16 protein-coding genes and 1 rRNA gene are annotated in these 17005 nt (G+C 38.2%); 9 read left to right on the forward strand and 8 right to left on the reverse strand.

Annotated elements, in window-relative coordinates; all coding sequences use genetic code 11:
* Window positions 1-13 precede the first annotated feature (13 nt).
* The 5 genes from ND2E_RS16555 to def form a co-directional block, all read right to left on the reverse strand.
* Window positions 14-2953 (reverse strand): TolB family protein, encoded by a 2940-nt coding sequence (locus tag ND2E_RS16555; protein WP_033092666.1) that lies wholly within the window; start codon window positions 2951-2953, stop codon window positions 14-16.
* Window positions 2954-3115: 162 nt separating this feature from the next.
* Window positions 3116-4492 (reverse strand): Trk system potassium transporter TrkA, encoded by a 1377-nt coding sequence (trkA, locus tag ND2E_RS16550; protein ID WP_033092667.1) that lies wholly within the window; start codon window positions 4490-4492, stop codon window positions 3116-3118.
* 20 nt (window positions 4493-4512) lie between these two features.
* Window positions 4513-5835, reverse strand: coding sequence for a 16S rRNA (cytosine(967)-C(5))-methyltransferase RsmB (rsmB, locus tag ND2E_RS16545; RefSeq protein ID WP_033092668.1), 1323 nt, complete (start codon window positions 5833-5835; stop codon window positions 4513-4515).
* Window positions 5836-5842: 7 nt separating this feature from the next.
* Window positions 5843-6826 (reverse strand): methionyl-tRNA formyltransferase, encoded by a 984-nt coding sequence (gene fmt / locus ND2E_RS16540; RefSeq protein WP_033092669.1) that lies wholly within the window; start codon window positions 6824-6826, stop codon window positions 5843-5845.
* A 36-nt stretch (window positions 6827-6862) separates the two neighbouring features.
* Window positions 6863-7375 (reverse strand): peptide deformylase, encoded by a 513-nt coding sequence (gene def / locus ND2E_RS16535; RefSeq protein WP_033092670.1) that lies wholly within the window; start codon window positions 7373-7375, stop codon window positions 6863-6865.
* Between the two features lie 153 nt (window positions 7376-7528).
* On the opposite strand from def, the gene ND2E_RS16530 reads away from it, so the two are divergent.
* The 4 genes from ND2E_RS16530 (at window position 7529) to ND2E_RS16515 (ending at window position 11031) form a co-directional block, all read left to right on the forward strand.
* Window positions 7529-8617 (forward strand): LysM peptidoglycan-binding domain-containing protein, encoded by a 1089-nt coding sequence (locus ND2E_RS16530; RefSeq protein WP_033092671.1) that lies wholly within the window; start codon window positions 7529-7531, stop codon window positions 8615-8617.
* Between the two features lie 87 nt (window positions 8618-8704).
* Window positions 8705-9856: a DNA-processing protein DprA gene (gene dprA, locus ND2E_RS16525; RefSeq protein WP_033092672.1), complete on the forward strand. Its 1152-nt coding sequence runs from the start codon at window positions 8705-8707 to the stop codon at window positions 9854-9856.
* A gap of 19 nt (window positions 9857-9875) precedes the next feature.
* The gene (locus tag ND2E_RS16520; RefSeq protein WP_033092673.1) at window positions 9876-10349 is read left to right on the forward strand and encodes a DUF494 family protein; all 474 of its coding nucleotides are present in this window, start codon (window positions 9876-9878) and stop codon (window positions 10347-10349) included.
* 118 nt (window positions 10350-10467) lie between these two features.
* On the forward strand, window positions 10468-11031 hold the full coding sequence (locus tag ND2E_RS16515; protein WP_033092765.1) for a DNA topoisomerase family protein: 564 nt from the start codon (window positions 10468-10470) through the stop codon (window positions 11029-11031).
* Between the two features lie 72 nt (window positions 11032-11103).
* Here the strand turns inward: ND2E_RS16515 and ND2E_RS16510 are convergent, their stop codons facing one another.
* Both ND2E_RS16510 and purE read right to left on the reverse strand, forming a co-directional pair.
* Complete coding sequence (locus tag ND2E_RS16510) at window positions 11104-12261, reverse strand: 5-(carboxyamino)imidazole ribonucleotide synthase (RefSeq protein ID WP_033092674.1); 1158 nt, start codon at window positions 12259-12261, stop codon at window positions 11104-11106.
* Window positions 12262-12269: 8 nt separating this feature from the next.
* The gene (gene purE, locus ND2E_RS16505; protein ID WP_033092675.1) at window positions 12270-12752 is read right to left on the reverse strand and encodes a 5-(carboxyamino)imidazole ribonucleotide mutase; all 483 of its coding nucleotides are present in this window, start codon (window positions 12750-12752) and stop codon (window positions 12270-12272) included.
* Window positions 12753-12947: 195 nt separating this feature from the next.
* Between purE and ND2E_RS16500 the strand changes: the two genes are divergently transcribed.
* The 4 genes from ND2E_RS16500 (at window position 12948) to ND2E_RS16485 (ending at window position 15591) form a co-directional block, all read left to right on the forward strand.
* Window positions 12948-13499: an L-threonylcarbamoyladenylate synthase gene (locus ND2E_RS16500; protein ID WP_052056255.1), complete on the forward strand. Its 552-nt coding sequence runs from the start codon at window positions 12948-12950 to the stop codon at window positions 13497-13499.
* Window positions 13500-13717: 218 nt separating this feature from the next.
* A complete protein-coding gene (locus ND2E_RS16495; RefSeq protein WP_033092677.1) occupies window positions 13718-14392 on the forward strand; it encodes an OmpW/AlkL family protein in 675 nt (224 codons plus the stop codon).
* 123 nt (window positions 14393-14515) lie between these two features.
* Complete coding sequence (aroE, locus tag ND2E_RS16490; RefSeq protein ID WP_033092678.1) at window positions 14516-15343, forward strand: shikimate dehydrogenase; 828 nt, start codon at window positions 14516-14518, stop codon at window positions 15341-15343.
* A 14-nt stretch (window positions 15344-15357) separates the two neighbouring features.
* Window positions 15358-15591: a hypothetical protein gene (locus ND2E_RS16485; RefSeq protein ID WP_033092679.1), complete on the forward strand. Its 234-nt coding sequence runs from the start codon at window positions 15358-15360 to the stop codon at window positions 15589-15591.
* 22 nt (window positions 15592-15613) lie between these two features.
* Here the strand turns inward: ND2E_RS16485 and ND2E_RS16480 are convergent, their stop codons facing one another.
* Window positions 15614-16153: a gamma carbonic anhydrase family protein gene (locus tag ND2E_RS16480; protein ID WP_033092680.1), complete on the reverse strand. Its 540-nt coding sequence runs from the start codon at window positions 16151-16153 to the stop codon at window positions 15614-15616.
* A 738-nt stretch (window positions 16154-16891) separates the two neighbouring features.
* On the opposite strand from ND2E_RS16480, the gene ND2E_RS0121260 reads away from it, so the two are divergent.
* Window positions 16892-17005, forward strand: a 16S ribosomal RNA gene (locus ND2E_RS0121260); the annotation flags it as partial.

A 17005-nucleotide genomic window follows, 5' to 3' on the forward strand; every position in this document is an offset into this window, starting at 1 on the left:
CTTAACTGGTTAATTACCATTTATAACTGAGTGCTACCCAGCCTTGAGTATCTGAACTTGTCGTCTCTGGATTTACTTGTGCGACACCATAATTAATGGCTATATTGGTTAACCCAGTAAAACCAAAGTCATTATTCAGTGACCCTTTTACACCGTAGCTATCAATAACCTCCTGCTCTGCCATTTTATGGCGAGTATAAAAAATCTCGATAAACCTTACGGGTATATAGGCTTGATAAGCTTGATAGTCATTACCCACTTGACGATAAAACGCTAATTCAGGGGCTAATTGTTTATTGAGATGCGCTTTTTCTTGAATTAGTGTTGAAGCGTAACCACCTAAACTGAGGATTTCACCAGCATCTTCTGAACGTTGTGCCCACAAATAATTAAAACCTAAAGTAAAGCCGTGTATATGCGCGTTCAAGTTTACTAGACCATTACTACCAGTATAACTACCGTTATTACCATTAACTTCTGCTAGATCATCTTGGGCTGAAATCAGTTGAGCATTTATTGTTTGAGCTATCCCCCAGCTCTGTTGATCGTGTGACCAACTTTGTTCAATACCGAGAGAGAAAGACAGGCTAGAAAAATCAACATGCTGGCTGCTTTCAAATTGTGATGCTTGTGCTTGTGCAAATACATCGATAGTCAGGGTTTCTTTGCTATAGGGATAACGAGCTTCAAGTAATAGTCCTTGTTCCGTTATTTTACTTAAGTTTAATGCATCACTATCTTGTTTATCTGTTTTCAAGTCAAAGACATAACCATGGGCTAGTAATTTTATTGGCCAACCTTGCCAACGGACAGCACCAGATGCACCAGAGATAATGTTTTTGAATATATCTTGGCTTGCATTAACTTGCCAATCAAAACGAGAAAGTATATCTCCGGATTTATAACCAATTTCTAACATACTACTGCTAGCTGAATAAATACTCTCAGCGATTGTTATTGTCCCTTGTTGTGGACCAATACCATAGGGCGATTGTCTGCCAATACTTTCATCAACTACTATAGTTGCTTCAGGTAGTTTTAACTTGTCAGCCAAATGAACCGTCATTGCTGAGGTTGTTGTGGTGCTTGTTATTATCTGCTTATTGGCCTTATTTAAATCAAGCTGATAAATATCGGGCCCTTGTGCATTAATCGCCATATGAAGCAGTTCACTATCTGCTTTTACCATAGGCCAAGTAATAACTTGTTCTCCAGACGTCAAAGCGGATAAAACTTTATTTGAAAAATCATATTTGTATAGGCGTGTTGCACTTTCTAAGCCAGCAACAAAATACAGTGATTGACCATCTTTAGACCATTCAGGGAAAGAAAGAAATTGATAGTGTTTAGGCAAAGGTATAATTTGCGTTTGTTCACTATCAAACTGGCGTACGTTTAATTGCCATTTATTGTTTAGGCTTGAGCTAATATAAGCAAAACTAGTGGAAGGGGAGTCATCAATAGTTGGTCTCAGTCGAGGAAAATCGTAAACTTTCTCAAGGCTTGGTGGTGTTAGCTCTTCAATGACTTCACCTAAGGAACCAGGGGCTAAATTTATTTTTACTAATTGTGAGTTACCAAATCGACTGCGCTCAGCAACAATAAATTGTCCATCGTTACTAATATCAAATCGACGGATGTTTGCACTTCTTGTCAGTTGTTTTATTGTGTCTGTTGGTAAGTGCCAAGAAAAGAGATCTTGATGGTAGTTGTTTTTCTTCGATAAGCTACTAGAGCCATAAATAATGGTATTATTATCAAGCCAACGTGGATTTTTTATACCTCGATTGTTTCGTTGATTTAAGGTGTATGCTACTTCTCGTTTAAAAACATTGGGCGCTTTATCCGCAATATCTTGTGGGTCATCAGCTAATAATTTTTCGGATTTTTTTGCAAACTCTTCTATGCTTTTTGTGTTTTCACCTGTGTTATAGATAGTTAACTGGGTGGAATTACCTTTTTCTGTTCGTTGAGTTTCAACAACAGCAAGGTGATCACCGTTGGGACTTAAACTTGGACCACTGGTATAACCGGTTAAATCTAACCATAATTTTGAACGATTATCCTCGTTACTTTGCGCTGTTAATTGAACTTCGTGTTGCATTGCTTTAAAGGTGTATTCAGCAATAAAGCGTTGATAAAGGTTTTTCGCTGTATCTGGAAATACACCTTGGAATGCCATTTCAAAGTCACGTTGTTCAACCGCAGACCAACGAGTCCAAACAGAATCAAGTGTCTCTTCGCCGTAGTTATCTTCTAACCATTTTAAATAGCGTACACCAACAAGATAGGCCATAGAGCCAGACATGAAACTATCATCGCCTGCATTCAATTGGTCATAACTAGGCAAAGCACCTTGTCGAGCAAATTGCTGAATGATTGCTTCCACTTGATTATTAAATAATCTGCCTCGACCGGTCAGTTTGGATTCGAGCAATGTGGCATAACCTTCACTTACCCAACGCTCTTCATTGATTTGTGAAGCATCATAAATATCATACCAGTTAGCTAAATTATTACGCCATGTACTTCGGCTTTTCTGTCCCAAATGCACAAGGTGAACATATTCATGCAGCACTAATAGTTGTTGCCAACCGGTAGAGTTAGCAATAATAGTGTCTGATTGAGGGGGGGTGGCAAAGAAAGCCATATAAGGTCGATGACTTAGCGGTAAGGCAAAGCCATTAGCTGCATTGTAAGGATCAACGATATAAGCATCGACTTTTTCTGTAAGGATACGACCTTGTTGTTCTTTAATAAGTTGGCGAACAACTTCCATCTCTCTTGCACTTGATAAGGCCCATCGACGGTATTCAGGGGTGAAATGAACGCGAAAATTTTCAGTTTCAAAAGTTTGCCAGTTTTGAGTACTATCAACAAGCTCAGCTTGGCTATTAAAAGCTATACTGCTTAATGCTAGCGTGATGGCCGTGAGTACTTTAGATACTTTCATAAAATTCCTTGTAAATTATTAGCTTTTTATACGAACAAGGAAGATTATTACAGCTAATCAATTGCAGGATAAGTGGTTAGCTGTAAATAATTATGTCAAAGAGGAGAGGTTGAAGTCATTAACATGCAAAGAGTATTACGTTAGGTAAAGTTAACAATGAATTTAGAAGTAAATAGCACTAACTTGAAAAAGTTTCTCTATGTCACAAATATAGCGTTTATTAACTAAAAATAAAATGACGTGATCTTCTTCGTTAATCAAGGTATTTGAGTGCGCAATCAATACTTCATTTCCACGAACAACTGCACCAATTGTTGCGCCAGGCGGTAGTTTTATATTCTTGATTGCACGGCCAACGACCTTTGATGATTTTTCATCACCTTTAGCAACAATTTCAATAGCTTCAGCAGCACCACCGCGCAAACTATAAACATTATCAATAGCACCGCGTCTGACATGTGTTAATAGTGCAGAAATAGTGGCTTGCTGTGGCGATATGGCAATATCAATGGTACTGCCATGCACTAAATCAATATAAGCATCACGCTGAATAAGTACCATAGTTTTACGCACGCCAAGTTTTTTAGCGAGCAGTGATGACATGATATTGGCTTCATCATCATTCGTTACCGCGATAAAAATATCAAACTGATCAATGTTTTCTTCAGTAAGTAATTCTTGATCAGAAGAATCTCCAGCGAAAACCAATGTTTCATTGAGCTCTGAAGTTAATTGCTCAGCCCGTTTTGGCGAACGTTCAATGAGTTTTACTAGATGGTTTTTTTCTAAAATCTGGGCTAAACCAGCGCCAATATTACCACCGCCAGCAATCATAATTCGTTTATAAGCCGATTCAAGTTTTTGTAATTCATTCATCACCGCTCGAATATGTATACTGGCAGCGATAAAGAACACTTCATCATCGGCTTCAATAACTGTAGTACCCAGAGGGCGAATTGGTTTACCGTTTCGGTAAATAGCAGCGACACGAGTATCTACATTAGGAATATGATCTCTTAGTGTTGACAGTGCATGGCCAACAAGTAAACCACCATAGTATGCTTTGACGGCAACTAAACTTACTTTTCCATTGGCAAATTCTAAGACTTGCAAAGCACCCGGATAATCAATTAGGCGCGCAATATCTCGCGTTACTAACTCTTCAGGGGCAATTATATGATCCACTGGAATATGCTTTTTATGGAAAAGCTGTTCTGAATATTTCAATATTTGATTTGAGCGTATTCGGGCAATCTTTTTTGGGGTATTAAAGAGTGAAGAGCATATTTGACAGGTGATCATATTAGTAGCGTCATCACTGGTTACGGCAATAACCATATCAGCATCTTCCGCGCCAGCGCCTTTTAAAACGTCAGGGTGACCGCCTTGCCCAGTAACAACTTGTAAGTCCATTTTATCTTGTAGTTCACGAAGTTTTTCATTATCTACGTCGACGACTGAAATATCGTTGTTTTCACCAACCAGGTTTTCGGCTAATGTTCCGCCAACTTGTCCTGCACCCACTATGATTATTTTCATGTGCTACTTTTCTGCTTCTATTATTTGAGTTTCAACAATTTGGCGTAATAAAAGCCATCCATGTTTTCAGCATCAGGTAATAATTGCCAACCGATTGCATTTTCATCAGTATCTGCGTTATTACGGGTAATGGCAATTAATTGTGCATTTTGATTTTGTTCAATAAATCTTGATATTTGCTGACAGTTTTCTTCAGGCAAAATACTACAAGTAGCATAAAGTAAGGTACCCCCTGGTTTGAGCAATGACCAGATATTATCAAGAATTTTCTGCTGCAACACGACTAACTTATCAATATCATCGGCTTTACGTAGCCATTTTATATCGGGGTGGCGGCGAATAACACCCGTACCAGAACAGGGTGCGTCAAGTAGTATGCGGTCAAATTGTTCACCTGACCACCACTCTTGAGTTGCAGCATCCGCAGTAATGACTTCTGCCGTTAAGTTTAGACGTTTTAAATTTTCATGAACCCGTACTAGGCGACTTTCTTCAATATCAATTGCTATCATCGAAGCAATATCTGGGGTTTGCTCAATAATATGACAAGTTTTACCGCCAGGTGCTGCGCAACAATCAAGTACGACATCATTTGGCTGACAATCTAACAAGCGTGCAGCTTGCTGTGCTGCGCCATCTTGAATCGACACCCATCCGTCTTCAAAGCCTGGTAGTTTAGCGACATCAACTGGTTTAGTCAGGCAAATTGCTTGGGAATTTGGCTCGATGTATGCAATATCAATTTTCGCTTCCATAAGCAAAACTTGATAATGTTCACTTGTGTGGTGTTGCTGATTGACACGTAACCACATCGGAGGCTTCTCTTGATTAGCGTTAAGTATATTCTGCCATTCTTCAGGATAGCCTTGTTGTATTTTTTTAATAAACCAACTCGGATGATTATATTTTATTGGCTCAGGTAAGATTTTTTCAGCCTGATTTCCTTGTTTACTCTCGGCCTCTAACGTACGCAGAAACCCTCTAAGTACGGCATTGACAAGTGCTTTCATATGCCGGTTTTTTAACGTACTTGTTGCCGATACGGTTTCACTTACTGCTGCGTGATCAGGAATACGCATATATCTTATTTGATAAACCCCCACAAGCAGTAAAAAATGAAAAACGCGTTGCTTTCCTTTAAGTGGTTTTTGCATTAAGTGGCGAACATCGTTTTCTAATTCAGGAAGATAGCGGAGTACACCGTAGCAAATCTCCTGAAGTAAACCTTTATCCTTACCTATCAACTTATCTTGTTGTTTTGGTAGTTCATCACTTAAGCTTCGTCCTTGATCTATAACGGCGTAACAACATTTTGCTGCAAGCGCTCTAATATTAATTGTCATTTTTCTCTTAACCAAGCGTGTTTATAGAGCTGCCAACAACGAACCAGTCGCTGCGACCATTAAGAATATCTTTCACGGGCAATGCTTTTTTTCCCGGAAGTTGAAGTACTTCTAAGCGTAATGAGCCTTTAGTAGTTGCAACCTGTATACCTTCTTTGTCAGCCTTTAGTATTGTGCCTGGAGCAGCAGTGCCTTGATATTCTTGCACTGATGCTTGCCAAATGCGTAATTTGTGTTGCTTACTTTCAGATTCTGTCAAGGTGAAATGTGAAACTGGCCAAGGGATATAAGCGCGAACTTTTCGGTGCAACTCGTTAGCACTGAGTTGCCAGTTAAGTTCGGCTTCGGTTTTATCAAGCTTATGGGCATAAGTGGCGAGTTCATTATCTTGAACAATATTATGGGCACTTGCTTGATAATTAGGCTCAGCCATAATTGTTAATGTTTCAACTAAGGCCGTGGGACCTAAGTTAGCAAGTTTTTCATAAAGACTGGCACTGGTATCTGTCGTTTCTATTTTGCACTCAGCGGTTAATATCATGTCTCCAGTATCTAACCCTTTATCCATTTGCATAATGGTGACACCCGTTTTCTTATCTCCTGCTTCAAGTGAACGTTGAATTGGTGCAGCACCTCGCCATTTAGGAAGAATCGAACCATGCACATTAATACAGCCTAAACGCGGAGTGTTTAAAATGACTTCAGGTAACAGCAACCCATAAGCAACAACAACCATAATATCAGCATCATATTTTGCTAATTGTTGTTGGTCTTTTTCGCTTTTAAAGTTTACCGGCTGTTCAACAATAATGTTGTGTTCTAATGCGAGTAATTTGGTTGCACAAGCGGTTAGCTTTTTACCACGACCAGCAGGTTTATCTGGCGGACAATAAACTGCGACAACATTATGTTCAGAGCTAATTAATGCTGCTAGGTGTTGGGCTGCAAATTCAGGAGTACCTGCAAAAATGATATTAAGTGGAGTGACCAAAGGAATTCCTATTATTTAAGGTTTGTAAGCACTTACTTATTGCTTGTTGTCGAATTTAGCTTCTTTTTCAAGCTTCTTTTGAATGCGTTGACGCTTGAGAGGAGATAGGTAATCAACAAATAAAACACCTTTTAAGTGGTCAAGTTCATGTTGTATACAAATGCTTTGCAATTCAGTGGCGTTTAAAGTGAACTCATTACCATGGCGATCAAGTGCTTTAACGGTACAGGCATCATGACGATCTACTTTGGCATAAGTCCCTGGAACAGATAAACACCCCTCTTCATTAATCGACGTTTCATTACTTGTGGCAGTAATTTCTGGGTTGATAAATATAATGGGTTGATCATTATTTTCAGAGGTATCCATGACCACAATACGTTGATGAATATCTACTTGGGTAGCTGCGAGACCGACACCTTTCTCTTCGTACATAGTTGCCAGCATATCGTCTATAATTGTAGCCGTAGCATCTGTAATTTTAGCAACGGGCTGCGCTTTTGTTCTTAAACGCGGATCAGGAAAACGTAAAACAGTTAAAATAGTCATATTTTATAAAAGAATTAGCGATAATTAATCTAGAATGTTATGTTTTAATTATATACCCAAGTAACTGTAACTGAAACCTGCATTTTTAAGTCACTCGATATAACTAATAATTATAGTGCGTTACAGCAGTATGCACGAAAAGGAATGGGCTCCATGCTTAAAAAAATAGTACTTACATTATCTTTAATATCTTGTTCATTGGTAGCCTTTGCCGATCAGATTAAGCTTAATGATGATGCACCCAAGACACATGTAGTAGTGAAAGGTGATACATTATGGGATATTTCAGCACTATTTCTTGAACAACCCTGGTTATGGCCAAAGCTCTGGCGCTTAAACCCTGAAATTAATAATCCACATTTAATTTATCCAGGTGATGTTTTAAAACTTGTTTTTGACGAAAATGGTGAGCCAATGTTAGTGGTGGAGCCCGTAAAACCAAGCTATAAATGGTCACCAAAAATTCGTCAAGAAAAGAAAAAAGACTCTGCGATTACTTTGTTACCTTTAGAAGTTATTGCTCCTTTTGTTAGATATGACCATCTATTTACTGAAGATGAGCTAGAAGAGCTACCACATATTATAGGTAGCGATGAAGGCTATAGAATGACAACGAAAGACTTTAAGGTCTATGTTAATGCTGACCTTGAAGTTGCACAAAGTTATGCTATTTATGATAAAGGAGAAGAGCTTTTTGATCCTGATACTGAAGATTCTTTAGGTTTTTATGTCAACCTAGTTGGAACCGGACAGGTTATAAAGCGGGGTGATATAGATAATGATGTGCCTTCTACTCTGAATGTTGGCTCCGTGAAAAGGGAAATCCATTCTGGGGATATTGTTGTGCCAGTAAATGAAGGACAATTATTACCTGCCATTTTTTCTATGAAAGCTGCTAATGAATCACTCCGTGGTGCTATTGTTAAAGCAACAAGTAATGGTCGTGAGTTCGCTAAACTTGAAGTTGTAATGATTAATCGTGGTATTGACCATCAGGTGACCGTTGGTGATGTAATGGCGATAAAAAGGACAAGTCCCGCCGTTGTAGATACGGGTGATGGCCCTATTTATAGTATCGAGTCATCACGTTGGAATAAATTAACGGGTAGTGATTATAAAATGCCAGAAGAGCAGTTAGGTGAGCTAATGGTTTTTAAGGTGTACCAAAAAGCCAGTATGGCGCTTATTCTTCATACTGAAAAACCAGCGAGAATAAATGATTCGATTACAGCTCCAGATTAAGCAACTAACTGTTTAATGATTTATGTTGCTTTCATTTTATGAAAGTAACATAAAATGTCTGACTTGTTCTTAGGGAGAAGACAAGTAATGATTAATAACAGTAAAAGTAATATTGAATACTGGTTAGCCTTAAAACTTGTTCCTCGGTTAGCCATCCATAATAAATTAGCGCTTGTTGAAACGTATGGCTTAACTGCGTTATTTTCTTTCAATAATCAAGCTTCAGTACTTAGCTCTGCTAATGGCTTAAATGTGAAGCAACTTCACGCTTTTCATCAGCCAGATTGGCAAAAAGTAACTCAAATAATCCAAGCTAGCGATAACTGTAAAAGCGCCATTATTTGCTATGACGATACTTGTTATCCTCAATTACTCAAACAAATTTATGATCCACCTATAGTGCTATTCGTACAGGGCAATTCGCTCTTACTTAATGCCCCTCAGCTAGCAGTAGTAGGGAGCCGATCGGCTAGTGCTGGAGGTAGAGAGACCGCATTTAGACTATGCCAACAACTTACGCAGCATAATTTTGTTATTACTAGCGGTTTAGCTCTTGGCATCGATGCTGCAGCTCATCAGGGCGCTATTAATGAACCAGCGAGTACAATCGCGGTTGTTGCTACGGGGTTAGACCAAGTCTACCCCAGTCGACATCGTTCTTTAGCGCAGAAAATAATTGCGTCTAGTGGCACTATTATAAGTGAATTTATTCCTGGTACACAGGCAAGAGCAGGGCACTTTCCAAAGAGAAACCGTCTTATTAGTGGTCTAAGCCTAGGGGTTTTAGTGGTAGAAGCAGAATTAAAAAGTGGTTCTTTGATTACCGCTCGTTGTGCTCTAGAACAAAATAGGGATGTTTTTGCCATACCTAGTTCTATTGAAAATAAACAGGCGAAAGGCTGTCATTGGTTAATTAAACAAGGCGCTAAACTTGTTGAACAATGTGCCGATATAATGGATGAGTTCGCTTTTGCAGATAAACCTAGTCTACACTTAAAGAGTGAGGCGAAGCTTTTAAAGTCAGCTACACACTGCATTAATAAAGGAGGCGATGAAATAAATCAAAAAGTCTTGTGTAACGATGCGTTGTTGGATAGTGTGGGATTTGAAATTACTCCCGTGGATAAAGTAGTTTTACGGAGCAAACTTCCCGTAGAGGAGGTGTTAACTAGATTAACGATGCTGGAATTAAATGGTCTAGTATCTGCGGTACCTGGTGGCTATATAAGAACGCAATAAAGTATATAAGGGGCTAATTATGTTCGATATCTTAATGTATCTTTTTGAAACGTATATCCAAAATGAATCAGAAGCCATGGTGGATCATGACTTGTTAACAGACGAGTTAACACGGGCAGGCTTTCATCAGGATGAAATCTACAAAGCATTAAATTGGCTTGAAAAACTTACAGCTCTACAAGATACTGATGCTTACCCCTACCTTACTCGTGTAGGTAGTAAGTCAGTACGCATTTACACTAGCGAAGAAATGCAGTTACTCGATACTCAAAGTCGTGGTTTTATTTTATTTTTAGAGCAAGTAAATGTTCTTGATTTTACCACTAGGGAGATGGTTATTGACCGAGTAATGGAGCTTGATACCAAATATTTCTCTATGGATGATTTAAAGTGGGTAATTCTTATGGTGTTATTTAATGTGCCAGGCAAAGAGTCTGCTTATTCCCAATTAGAAGACCTAATCTTTGAAGAACAAGAAGGTCCCCTTCACTAATCGCTTACTTCGAGCTGGCTAATTATGGAGTATATTTAGTCAGCTGCTACTGAACGTATTGTTCAGTTATGTTTTGTGGCATAATATTGCCATACTTGTTTTAATAGCAACCTTTAAAATGTCTGAATCTGATAAACCTCTCTTTTCTCATCACGAACATGCTTTAGAGAAAGAATATCAAGTGTGTCCTGACTGCGGATCTGAATTGACTATTAAACATGGCAAGTCAGGGGCATTTTTAGGTTGCGAAAATTACCCTAATTGTCAATATACACGTGCAGTTGTCGAACATGAACGTGTAGAAGATAAGATTCTACCGGGCAGTGAGTGTCCTTTATGCTCGCATGAATTAGCGGTTAAGCAAGGTCGCTACGGTATGTTTATTGGTTGTAGCAACTTTCCACAATGTCATCATATTGAACATGAGGCTCAGGAAGTTATAGATAATGTCGTGTGTCCAAGCTGTAAACACGGTTCACTGCAAGAAAAAACCAGTCGATTTGGTAAAAAGTTTTACTCTTGCGATGCTTATCCAAAGTGTAAGTTTGTCGTCAATCATGAGCCTGTTGCAGGACAATGTGAAAAGTGTCAATTTCCTTTGTTGTTAAAAAGAAATATGGCAGCTGGAATTAAGTACCAGTGTGCAGATAAAAAATGCTCTCATATGCAAAAGCTAATATAAATAATATTACCCATAAAAAAAGACGCCTTTACTATCAATGTAACAGGCGTCTTTTTTGAGATAAATTACTTTTTATTTTTGCTTTTCTATATAGCTTTTTGCAAAGTCACTAAGATCAGGAAACGCTTCTCTGCAAAGTATATCAGCTAAACATTGTAAGCGTTGTGCAAGTTGTAATTCGCTATCACCGCTGATATTTATATGTCCCATTTTACGACCGACACGTTTACCTTTGTTATACCAATGAATAGTCACACTTGGGATAGCAAGCACTTCATTAGGTACAGTATCTTCACCAATAATGTTAACCATTGCTGTTGGACGAACCAGTGCTGTACTACCTAAAGGCAAGTCACAAATTGCTCTTAAGTGGTTTTCAAATTGACAAGTGTCAGCACCTTGTTGGGTCCAATGTCCAGAATTATGGACTCGTGGTGCAATTTCGTTGACTAATAATTGCTCGCCAATTTGGAAAAACTCAATAGCCATAACACCAACATAATCGAGTTTATCTGATAAGGCCTTAAATACTGTGCCGGCTTGCTGTTGTAATTGTTCATCAACAGGAGCGGCAACTGAAACACTCAAAATACCATTAGTATGATGATTTTCAGTTAAAGGGTAGACGGAAACATCACCATTAACTCGACGAACACCAACAAGTGATACTTCGCGATCAAAAGGTATCATTTGCTCTGCAACAATCCCTTGTTTAACCGTGGTTTTAGCAGCAGAAATAAAGTTGTCCATATCTTGCCAGATTGTCTCGGCATCACTAGCTGACTTTAATCGCCATTGTCCCTTTCCGTCGTATCCCTCAAGTGCACTCTTAAAGATTATCGGTAAAGATAAGTGTTTAATTGCTTTATCAAAATCAGCTCTAGAGTTAACAAAATAATGCTTGGCATTGGCAGCATCACAAGATTCAAGCAACGCTTTTTCTAATCGTCGATCGCCACCAATTTTAATAGCATTACTTGTTGGGTGTAACTTTCCTGATTGCTCACACTCAGCAAGTATGTCATGGGCAACATGCTCAAATTCTGCGGTAATAACATCCGCACTTTTAATGCCTGCTTTTAAATCACCATGAATGTTTTTAGGAGAAAGGGGTTGTACAACCTTATTACTTGATACGTCGAGTGCTTTTATATCCAAGTTTAAAGGTGTGCCCGCTAATTCCATCATGCGAGCTAATTGACCTGCGCCAAGTATGAGAACTTTATTCATGAGGTTTTTTATTCTGCCGGGTTTGGGTTAGCAAGTATGGTTTCAGTCTGCTTACGACGAAACTCTTCGATGTTTTGTTGGATCTCAGGGTTATGCGTACCAATTATCTGGGCAGCAAGTAAACCTGAGTTAGCAGCGCCAGCATTGCCAATGGCTAATGTACCAACAGCGATACCTTTTGGCATTTGCACAATCGATAAGAGTGAATCTTGTCCATTAAGTGCTTTAGATTGCACTGGAACACCTAAAACAGGTAAAGAAGTATATGCTGCTGCCATACCAGGCAAATGAGCTGCACCACCAGCACCTGCAATAATTACCTTAATGCCTCTATCTTTTGCACTTTCAGCATACTCAGCAAGTAAATGGGGAGTGCGGTGTGCCGAAACAACTTTGGTTTCGTATTGTACACCTAAAGAATCAAGCATTTCTGCTGCATGTTGCATTGTTGGCCAATCTGATTTTGATCCCATGATAATACCGACAGTCATGAATTTGTGCCCTTTAATAAAATAGAATGTTCTTCGTATAGGAAGAAAGTAAAAAATAGAGCTGCAATTATAACCTTGTTTCACGAAATACGGAATATAGAACTTTTTGATCGATAAATTAATCCATTATTAGGCGTTTATCAGTTGTGTTTGGTAATATTGCGGTGAAAGAGATTATTAATAGAAGGGTTTTCTGTGAGCGAAAAGAATGTAGTTGATGCTTTTAACAATGGTGGCATTATTGCTTATCCTACTGAAGCTGTATTTGGACTTGGCTGTGACCCTGATAATGAAGATGCATTGAGGCGGTTGTTGAAGTTAAAACAAAGACCTTCCGAAAAGGGGATGATTTTGCTTGCCGCAAGTTATTCTCAATTACTACCCTATATTGATGAGAGTAAAATTTCTCAAGATATGCGCTGTTCTATGTTATCAAGGTGGCCTGATGGCATTACGCAATTGGTACCAAAAAATAATAACACTTCATCGCTTTTATCGGGACGCTTTGACACTATTGCTGTCAGAGTTACCAGCCAACCAGACGTCGTTTCCTTGTGCCAGAAAATTAATAAGCCAATAGTCTCGACAAGCGCTAACCTCTCAGGGCAAGAACCAGCTAAAACTTGGCAATCATTAGATCCCGCGCTTACTAATAAAGTAGACTTTATTCTGAAAGGAAATACTCTAGGTCATACTTCACCGTCAAAAATTATTGATGTGTTGACCGGTAAGGTCATCAGAAGCTAAGGAAATGATTAGTTGCGATAAAATTTAACGAATATCGCCGCTAGTCTATTAATAATTAAGACTATTTAACACTATTTTCTTTTTGATTATTATAAGACTTTGATCAAGATCAAAGTAATGTTTAGCTTCATATCTAGCGGTCAAAACCTTGCGCTAAATCAAATTTTATTAAAGCAACAGGATTATCATACCCTTAATTATTTTAAGGATATATAATCATGAAAAAAACTTTATTAACCATAGCTTTACTATCAAGTCTTTCAACAGCAGCCTTTGCAAACCAAGCTGGTGACATCCTCATTCGTGGTGGTGCTACTATGGTTTCACCAGATAGTGGTAAATCTCCTGTTCTCTTAGGCGGAAGTGCAGATAATGGCATGTCTCTTTCCGTAGATGATAATACTCAACTAGGTTTGAACTTCGTTTACTTTTTTGACAGTAATTGGGCTATCGAATTATTAGCAGCTACACCTTTTACTCATGATGTTACTATCCATGACCCTAAAGGTACTTTAGGTGTTGATGGCGCTAAGCTAGCAGAAGTTACTCACTTACCACCAACATTAAGTGCACTTTATTACTTTGATACGGGTACTGCGTTAAAGCCTTATGTTGGTGCGGGCTTAAACTACACTATCTTTTTTGATGAGGAATTCGAGGCTGCTCCTAAAAGTTTAGGTTTAAGTAATTTAGAATTAGATGGTTCTTTTGGCTATTCTGTTCAAGTGGGTGCTGATTATCAAATAGATAAAAACTGGTCTGTCAATGTTTCAGCTCGCTACATTGATATTAATACAGATGTTACTTTTGATGTTGGCGGGGATGCAATTGGTAGTTCCTCTGTTGATGTAAATCCTATGGTTTATTCTGTAATGCTTGGTTATACATTCTAACTTAAGCTAATCATCAACAAGAATCAAAAGCAGTAACTTATTCGAAAGGGTTACTGCTTTTTTGTTTTCATTAACTATTGATTGAGTTAGGCTGTAATCATTAGTTAATTTATTGCACAAGCCATGACACAACAAACTCCAGATCAATATCGCGTTTTTGGAAATCCCATTGAACATTCTCGCTCTCCAGATATTCATCATATATTTGCAGAGAAGAGTCAGCAAAGTATCGACTATCAAAAGCAATTAGTTGACATTGAAGATTTCTCTAATGCTGTCTCAGGCTTTATTCACCAAGGTGGAAAAGGCGCTAATGTTACCGTACCTTTCAAAGAGCAAGCACTTATCATTGCGGATGAACTTACAGAGCGTGCATCATTAGCTGGCGCGGTAAATACTCTTAGCTTTAGAGAGGGGAAAATTTTTGGTGATAATACCGATGGTGAAGGCTTAGTTCAGGACCTGATTGCTAACAACGTAATATTAAAACAAAGTAGAATTTTGTTATTGGGTGCTGGCGGAGCGGCAAGAGGTGTTTTACTACCTTTACTTGCACAAACCCCTCACTCAATTGTTGTCGCTAATAGAACGGTAAGTAAAGCTGAAATATTATGTCAGCACTTTGCTGATAAGAGACTTAGTGCCTGTGGGTTCCAAGATCTAGAACAACAACAATTTGATGTAATAATAAATGCAACCTCTGCCAGCTTATCAGGCAGCTTACCGCCAATTCCAATATCATTAATTAGTCAGAATGTTGTTTGTTATGACATGGTATATGGTAAGGATTTAACTCCCTTTCTAAGGTGGGCTAAAGAGAATGGCGCAATTAAGGTGATTGATGGCTTAGGTATGTTAGTAGGCCAAGCCGCTGTTAGTTTTGAGGTTTGGCGAGGCATAGCCCCTGAAGTTCGATCAGTAATTGATTCATTACGGGCTTCTTTAAAATAAAGAGGTGATTTTATATGAACCAAGGTATTTTGTTTAATGATGATTTAGCTTTCGATAGCAAGTATGGTGCTTGGTGTTTTACAGTATTACTATCGGCTGAAACTATTACTGTTTATTTTCATTCTATGCAATTAAACAGACTTGAAGAAATAGATAGCTGTACTAAGTTTGATTTAGAAGAAGTCGTTGAACTCTGGCTCGAAAAAAATGAACCAGAGGGAAATACTATCCACATACAAATGAGCTGATTATTACAATAAAAATTGTTAATCAATCATTTAAGTATTCGTTTTTTAATTCAATATAGTTGGTAGCTGACTGTTTTAAAAAGGCGGCTTCACTTTCTTTAAGCAACCTAGCTTGTTTTACTGGATTTCCAACATACAAATAACCACTAATAAGCGTTTTATTTGGAGGTACTAAGCTACCAGCTCCAATAAACACATCATCCTCGATAACCGCACCGTCCATGATAATAGCACCCATACCAACGAGTATTCGATTACCAAGCTGACACCCGTGTAGCATACATTTATGGCCAATAGTCACATCACTACCGATGATTAAAGGATTACCTTGAGGGTTTTCCGTACTCTTTCGGGTGACATGTAATACGGTACCATCTTGTATATTAGTACGAGAACCGATCGTAATAGTATTCACATCACCACGAGCAGCCACAAGTGGCCAAATGCTGACATTATCAGATAATGTAATATCTCCAACGAGAATAGCTGATTCATCAATATAATTATCTGATCCAATAGAAGGAAAAATACCTTTATAAGGACGTATGTTTGTTGTACTCATGTAGCACCTATTGCAATACTGCAATTTAATTGAATGGCAAGTAGTAATAAAAATAACATAGCTAGTTAATAAAACCAGTATTCGAATGAATTAGAAGCTAAATAAGTTAAAATGCTAAAACTGAATTATTTCAATAAAATTAAATTAGATGTGTAAGTATTGAACGTATCGAGGTAAACGTATACAAGGGCTGTGTAAAAGTTAAGCAAACAAAATTTTATCAATATTTATGGTAAAAAAGTGTTGACCTAGTAAGAAAAATCTCTACAATGCGCTCCAGTTCCAAGGGGTTCACACAAAATGAATCATCAAGGAAGTGTTTTGATACGTTATCTAGTAGCTTTAGCGATAAATAACGAAAGTTAACATATGGTTTTAAATCATTTTATAAATAATTTGAAATAAATGTTGACATCAAAAAAATGAAGCGTATTATACGCATCCTGCTTCGGGCAAACGGCAACGTTAGCAAGAGGCATAAGGTACTTAACGAATGCGATTAAGGCCTATCTCGATAGAGAGTTCTTTAACAATTAGTTATCATGCAATTTGTGTGGACACTCACATTAATGTTGTTTTACTTAGTTTCTTCGCTTTTATTAGCAAGAACAAAAAACGCTTAATGATGAATGTCACACAGATAAATATATACTTATATATGTAATGCGATATCTGCTTAGGCAGGTATCACGACAGGATTCATTGAGCAGCATCACTATGTGATGCACAAACGATTTTTAATTGAAGAGTTTGATCATGGCTCAGATTGAACGCTGGCGGCAGGCTTAACACATGCAAGTCGAGCGGTAACATTTCTAGCTTGCTAGAAGATGACGAGCGGCGGACGGGTGA

This window comes from Colwellia psychrerythraea (assembly GCF_000764225.1).
In the GTDB taxonomy this organism is placed as follows: Bacteria; Pseudomonadota; Gammaproteobacteria; order Enterobacterales; family Alteromonadaceae; genus Colwellia; species Colwellia psychrerythraea_D.

Bases quoted from the DNA above. Each gene is read 5' to 3' on its own strand.
- ND2E_RS16530 (WP_033092671.1), top strand. From the start codon at position 7,529: ATGCTTAAAAAAATAGTACTTACATTATCTTTAATATCTTGTTCATTG.
- ND2E_RS16520 (WP_033092673.1), top strand. From the start codon at position 9,876: ATGTTCGATATCTTAATGTATCTTTTTGAAACGTATATCCAAAATGAA.
- rsmB (WP_033092668.1), bottom strand. From the start codon at position 5,835: ATGACAATTAATATTAGAGCGCTTGCAGCAAAATGTTGTTACGCCGTT.
- ND2E_RS16485 (WP_033092679.1), top strand. From the start codon at position 15,358: ATGAACCAAGGTATTTTGTTTAATGATGATTTAGCTTTCGATAGCAAG.
- ND2E_RS16495 (WP_033092677.1), top strand. From the start codon at position 13,718: ATGAAAAAAACTTTATTAACCATAGCTTTACTATCAAGTCTTTCAACA.
- ND2E_RS16555 (WP_033092666.1), bottom strand. From the start codon at position 2,953: ATGAAAGTATCTAAAGTACTCACGGCCATCACGCTAGCATTAAGCAGT.
- ND2E_RS16480 (WP_033092680.1), bottom strand. From the start codon at position 16,153: ATGAGTACAACAAACATACGTCCTTATAAAGGTATTTTTCCTTCTATT.
- ND2E_RS16515 (WP_033092765.1), top strand. From the start codon at position 10,468: ATGTCTGAATCTGATAAACCTCTCTTTTCTCATCACGAACATGCTTTA.
- purE (WP_033092675.1), bottom strand. From the start codon at position 12,752: ATGACTGTCGGTATTATCATGGGATCAAAATCAGATTGGCCAACAATG.
- aroE (WP_033092678.1), top strand. From the start codon at position 14,516: ATGACACAACAAACTCCAGATCAATATCGCGTTTTTGGAAATCCCATT.
- ND2E_RS16510 (WP_033092674.1), bottom strand. From the start codon at position 12,261: ATGAATAAAGTTCTCATACTTGGCGCAGGTCAATTAGCTCGCATGATG.
- trkA (WP_033092667.1), bottom strand. From the start codon at position 4,492: ATGAAAATAATCATAGTGGGTGCAGGACAAGTTGGCGGAACATTAGCC.
- def (WP_033092670.1), bottom strand. From the start codon at position 7,375: ATGACTATTTTAACTGTTTTACGTTTTCCTGATCCGCGTTTAAGAACA.
- dprA (WP_033092672.1), top strand. From the start codon at position 8,705: ATGATTAATAACAGTAAAAGTAATATTGAATACTGGTTAGCCTTAAAA.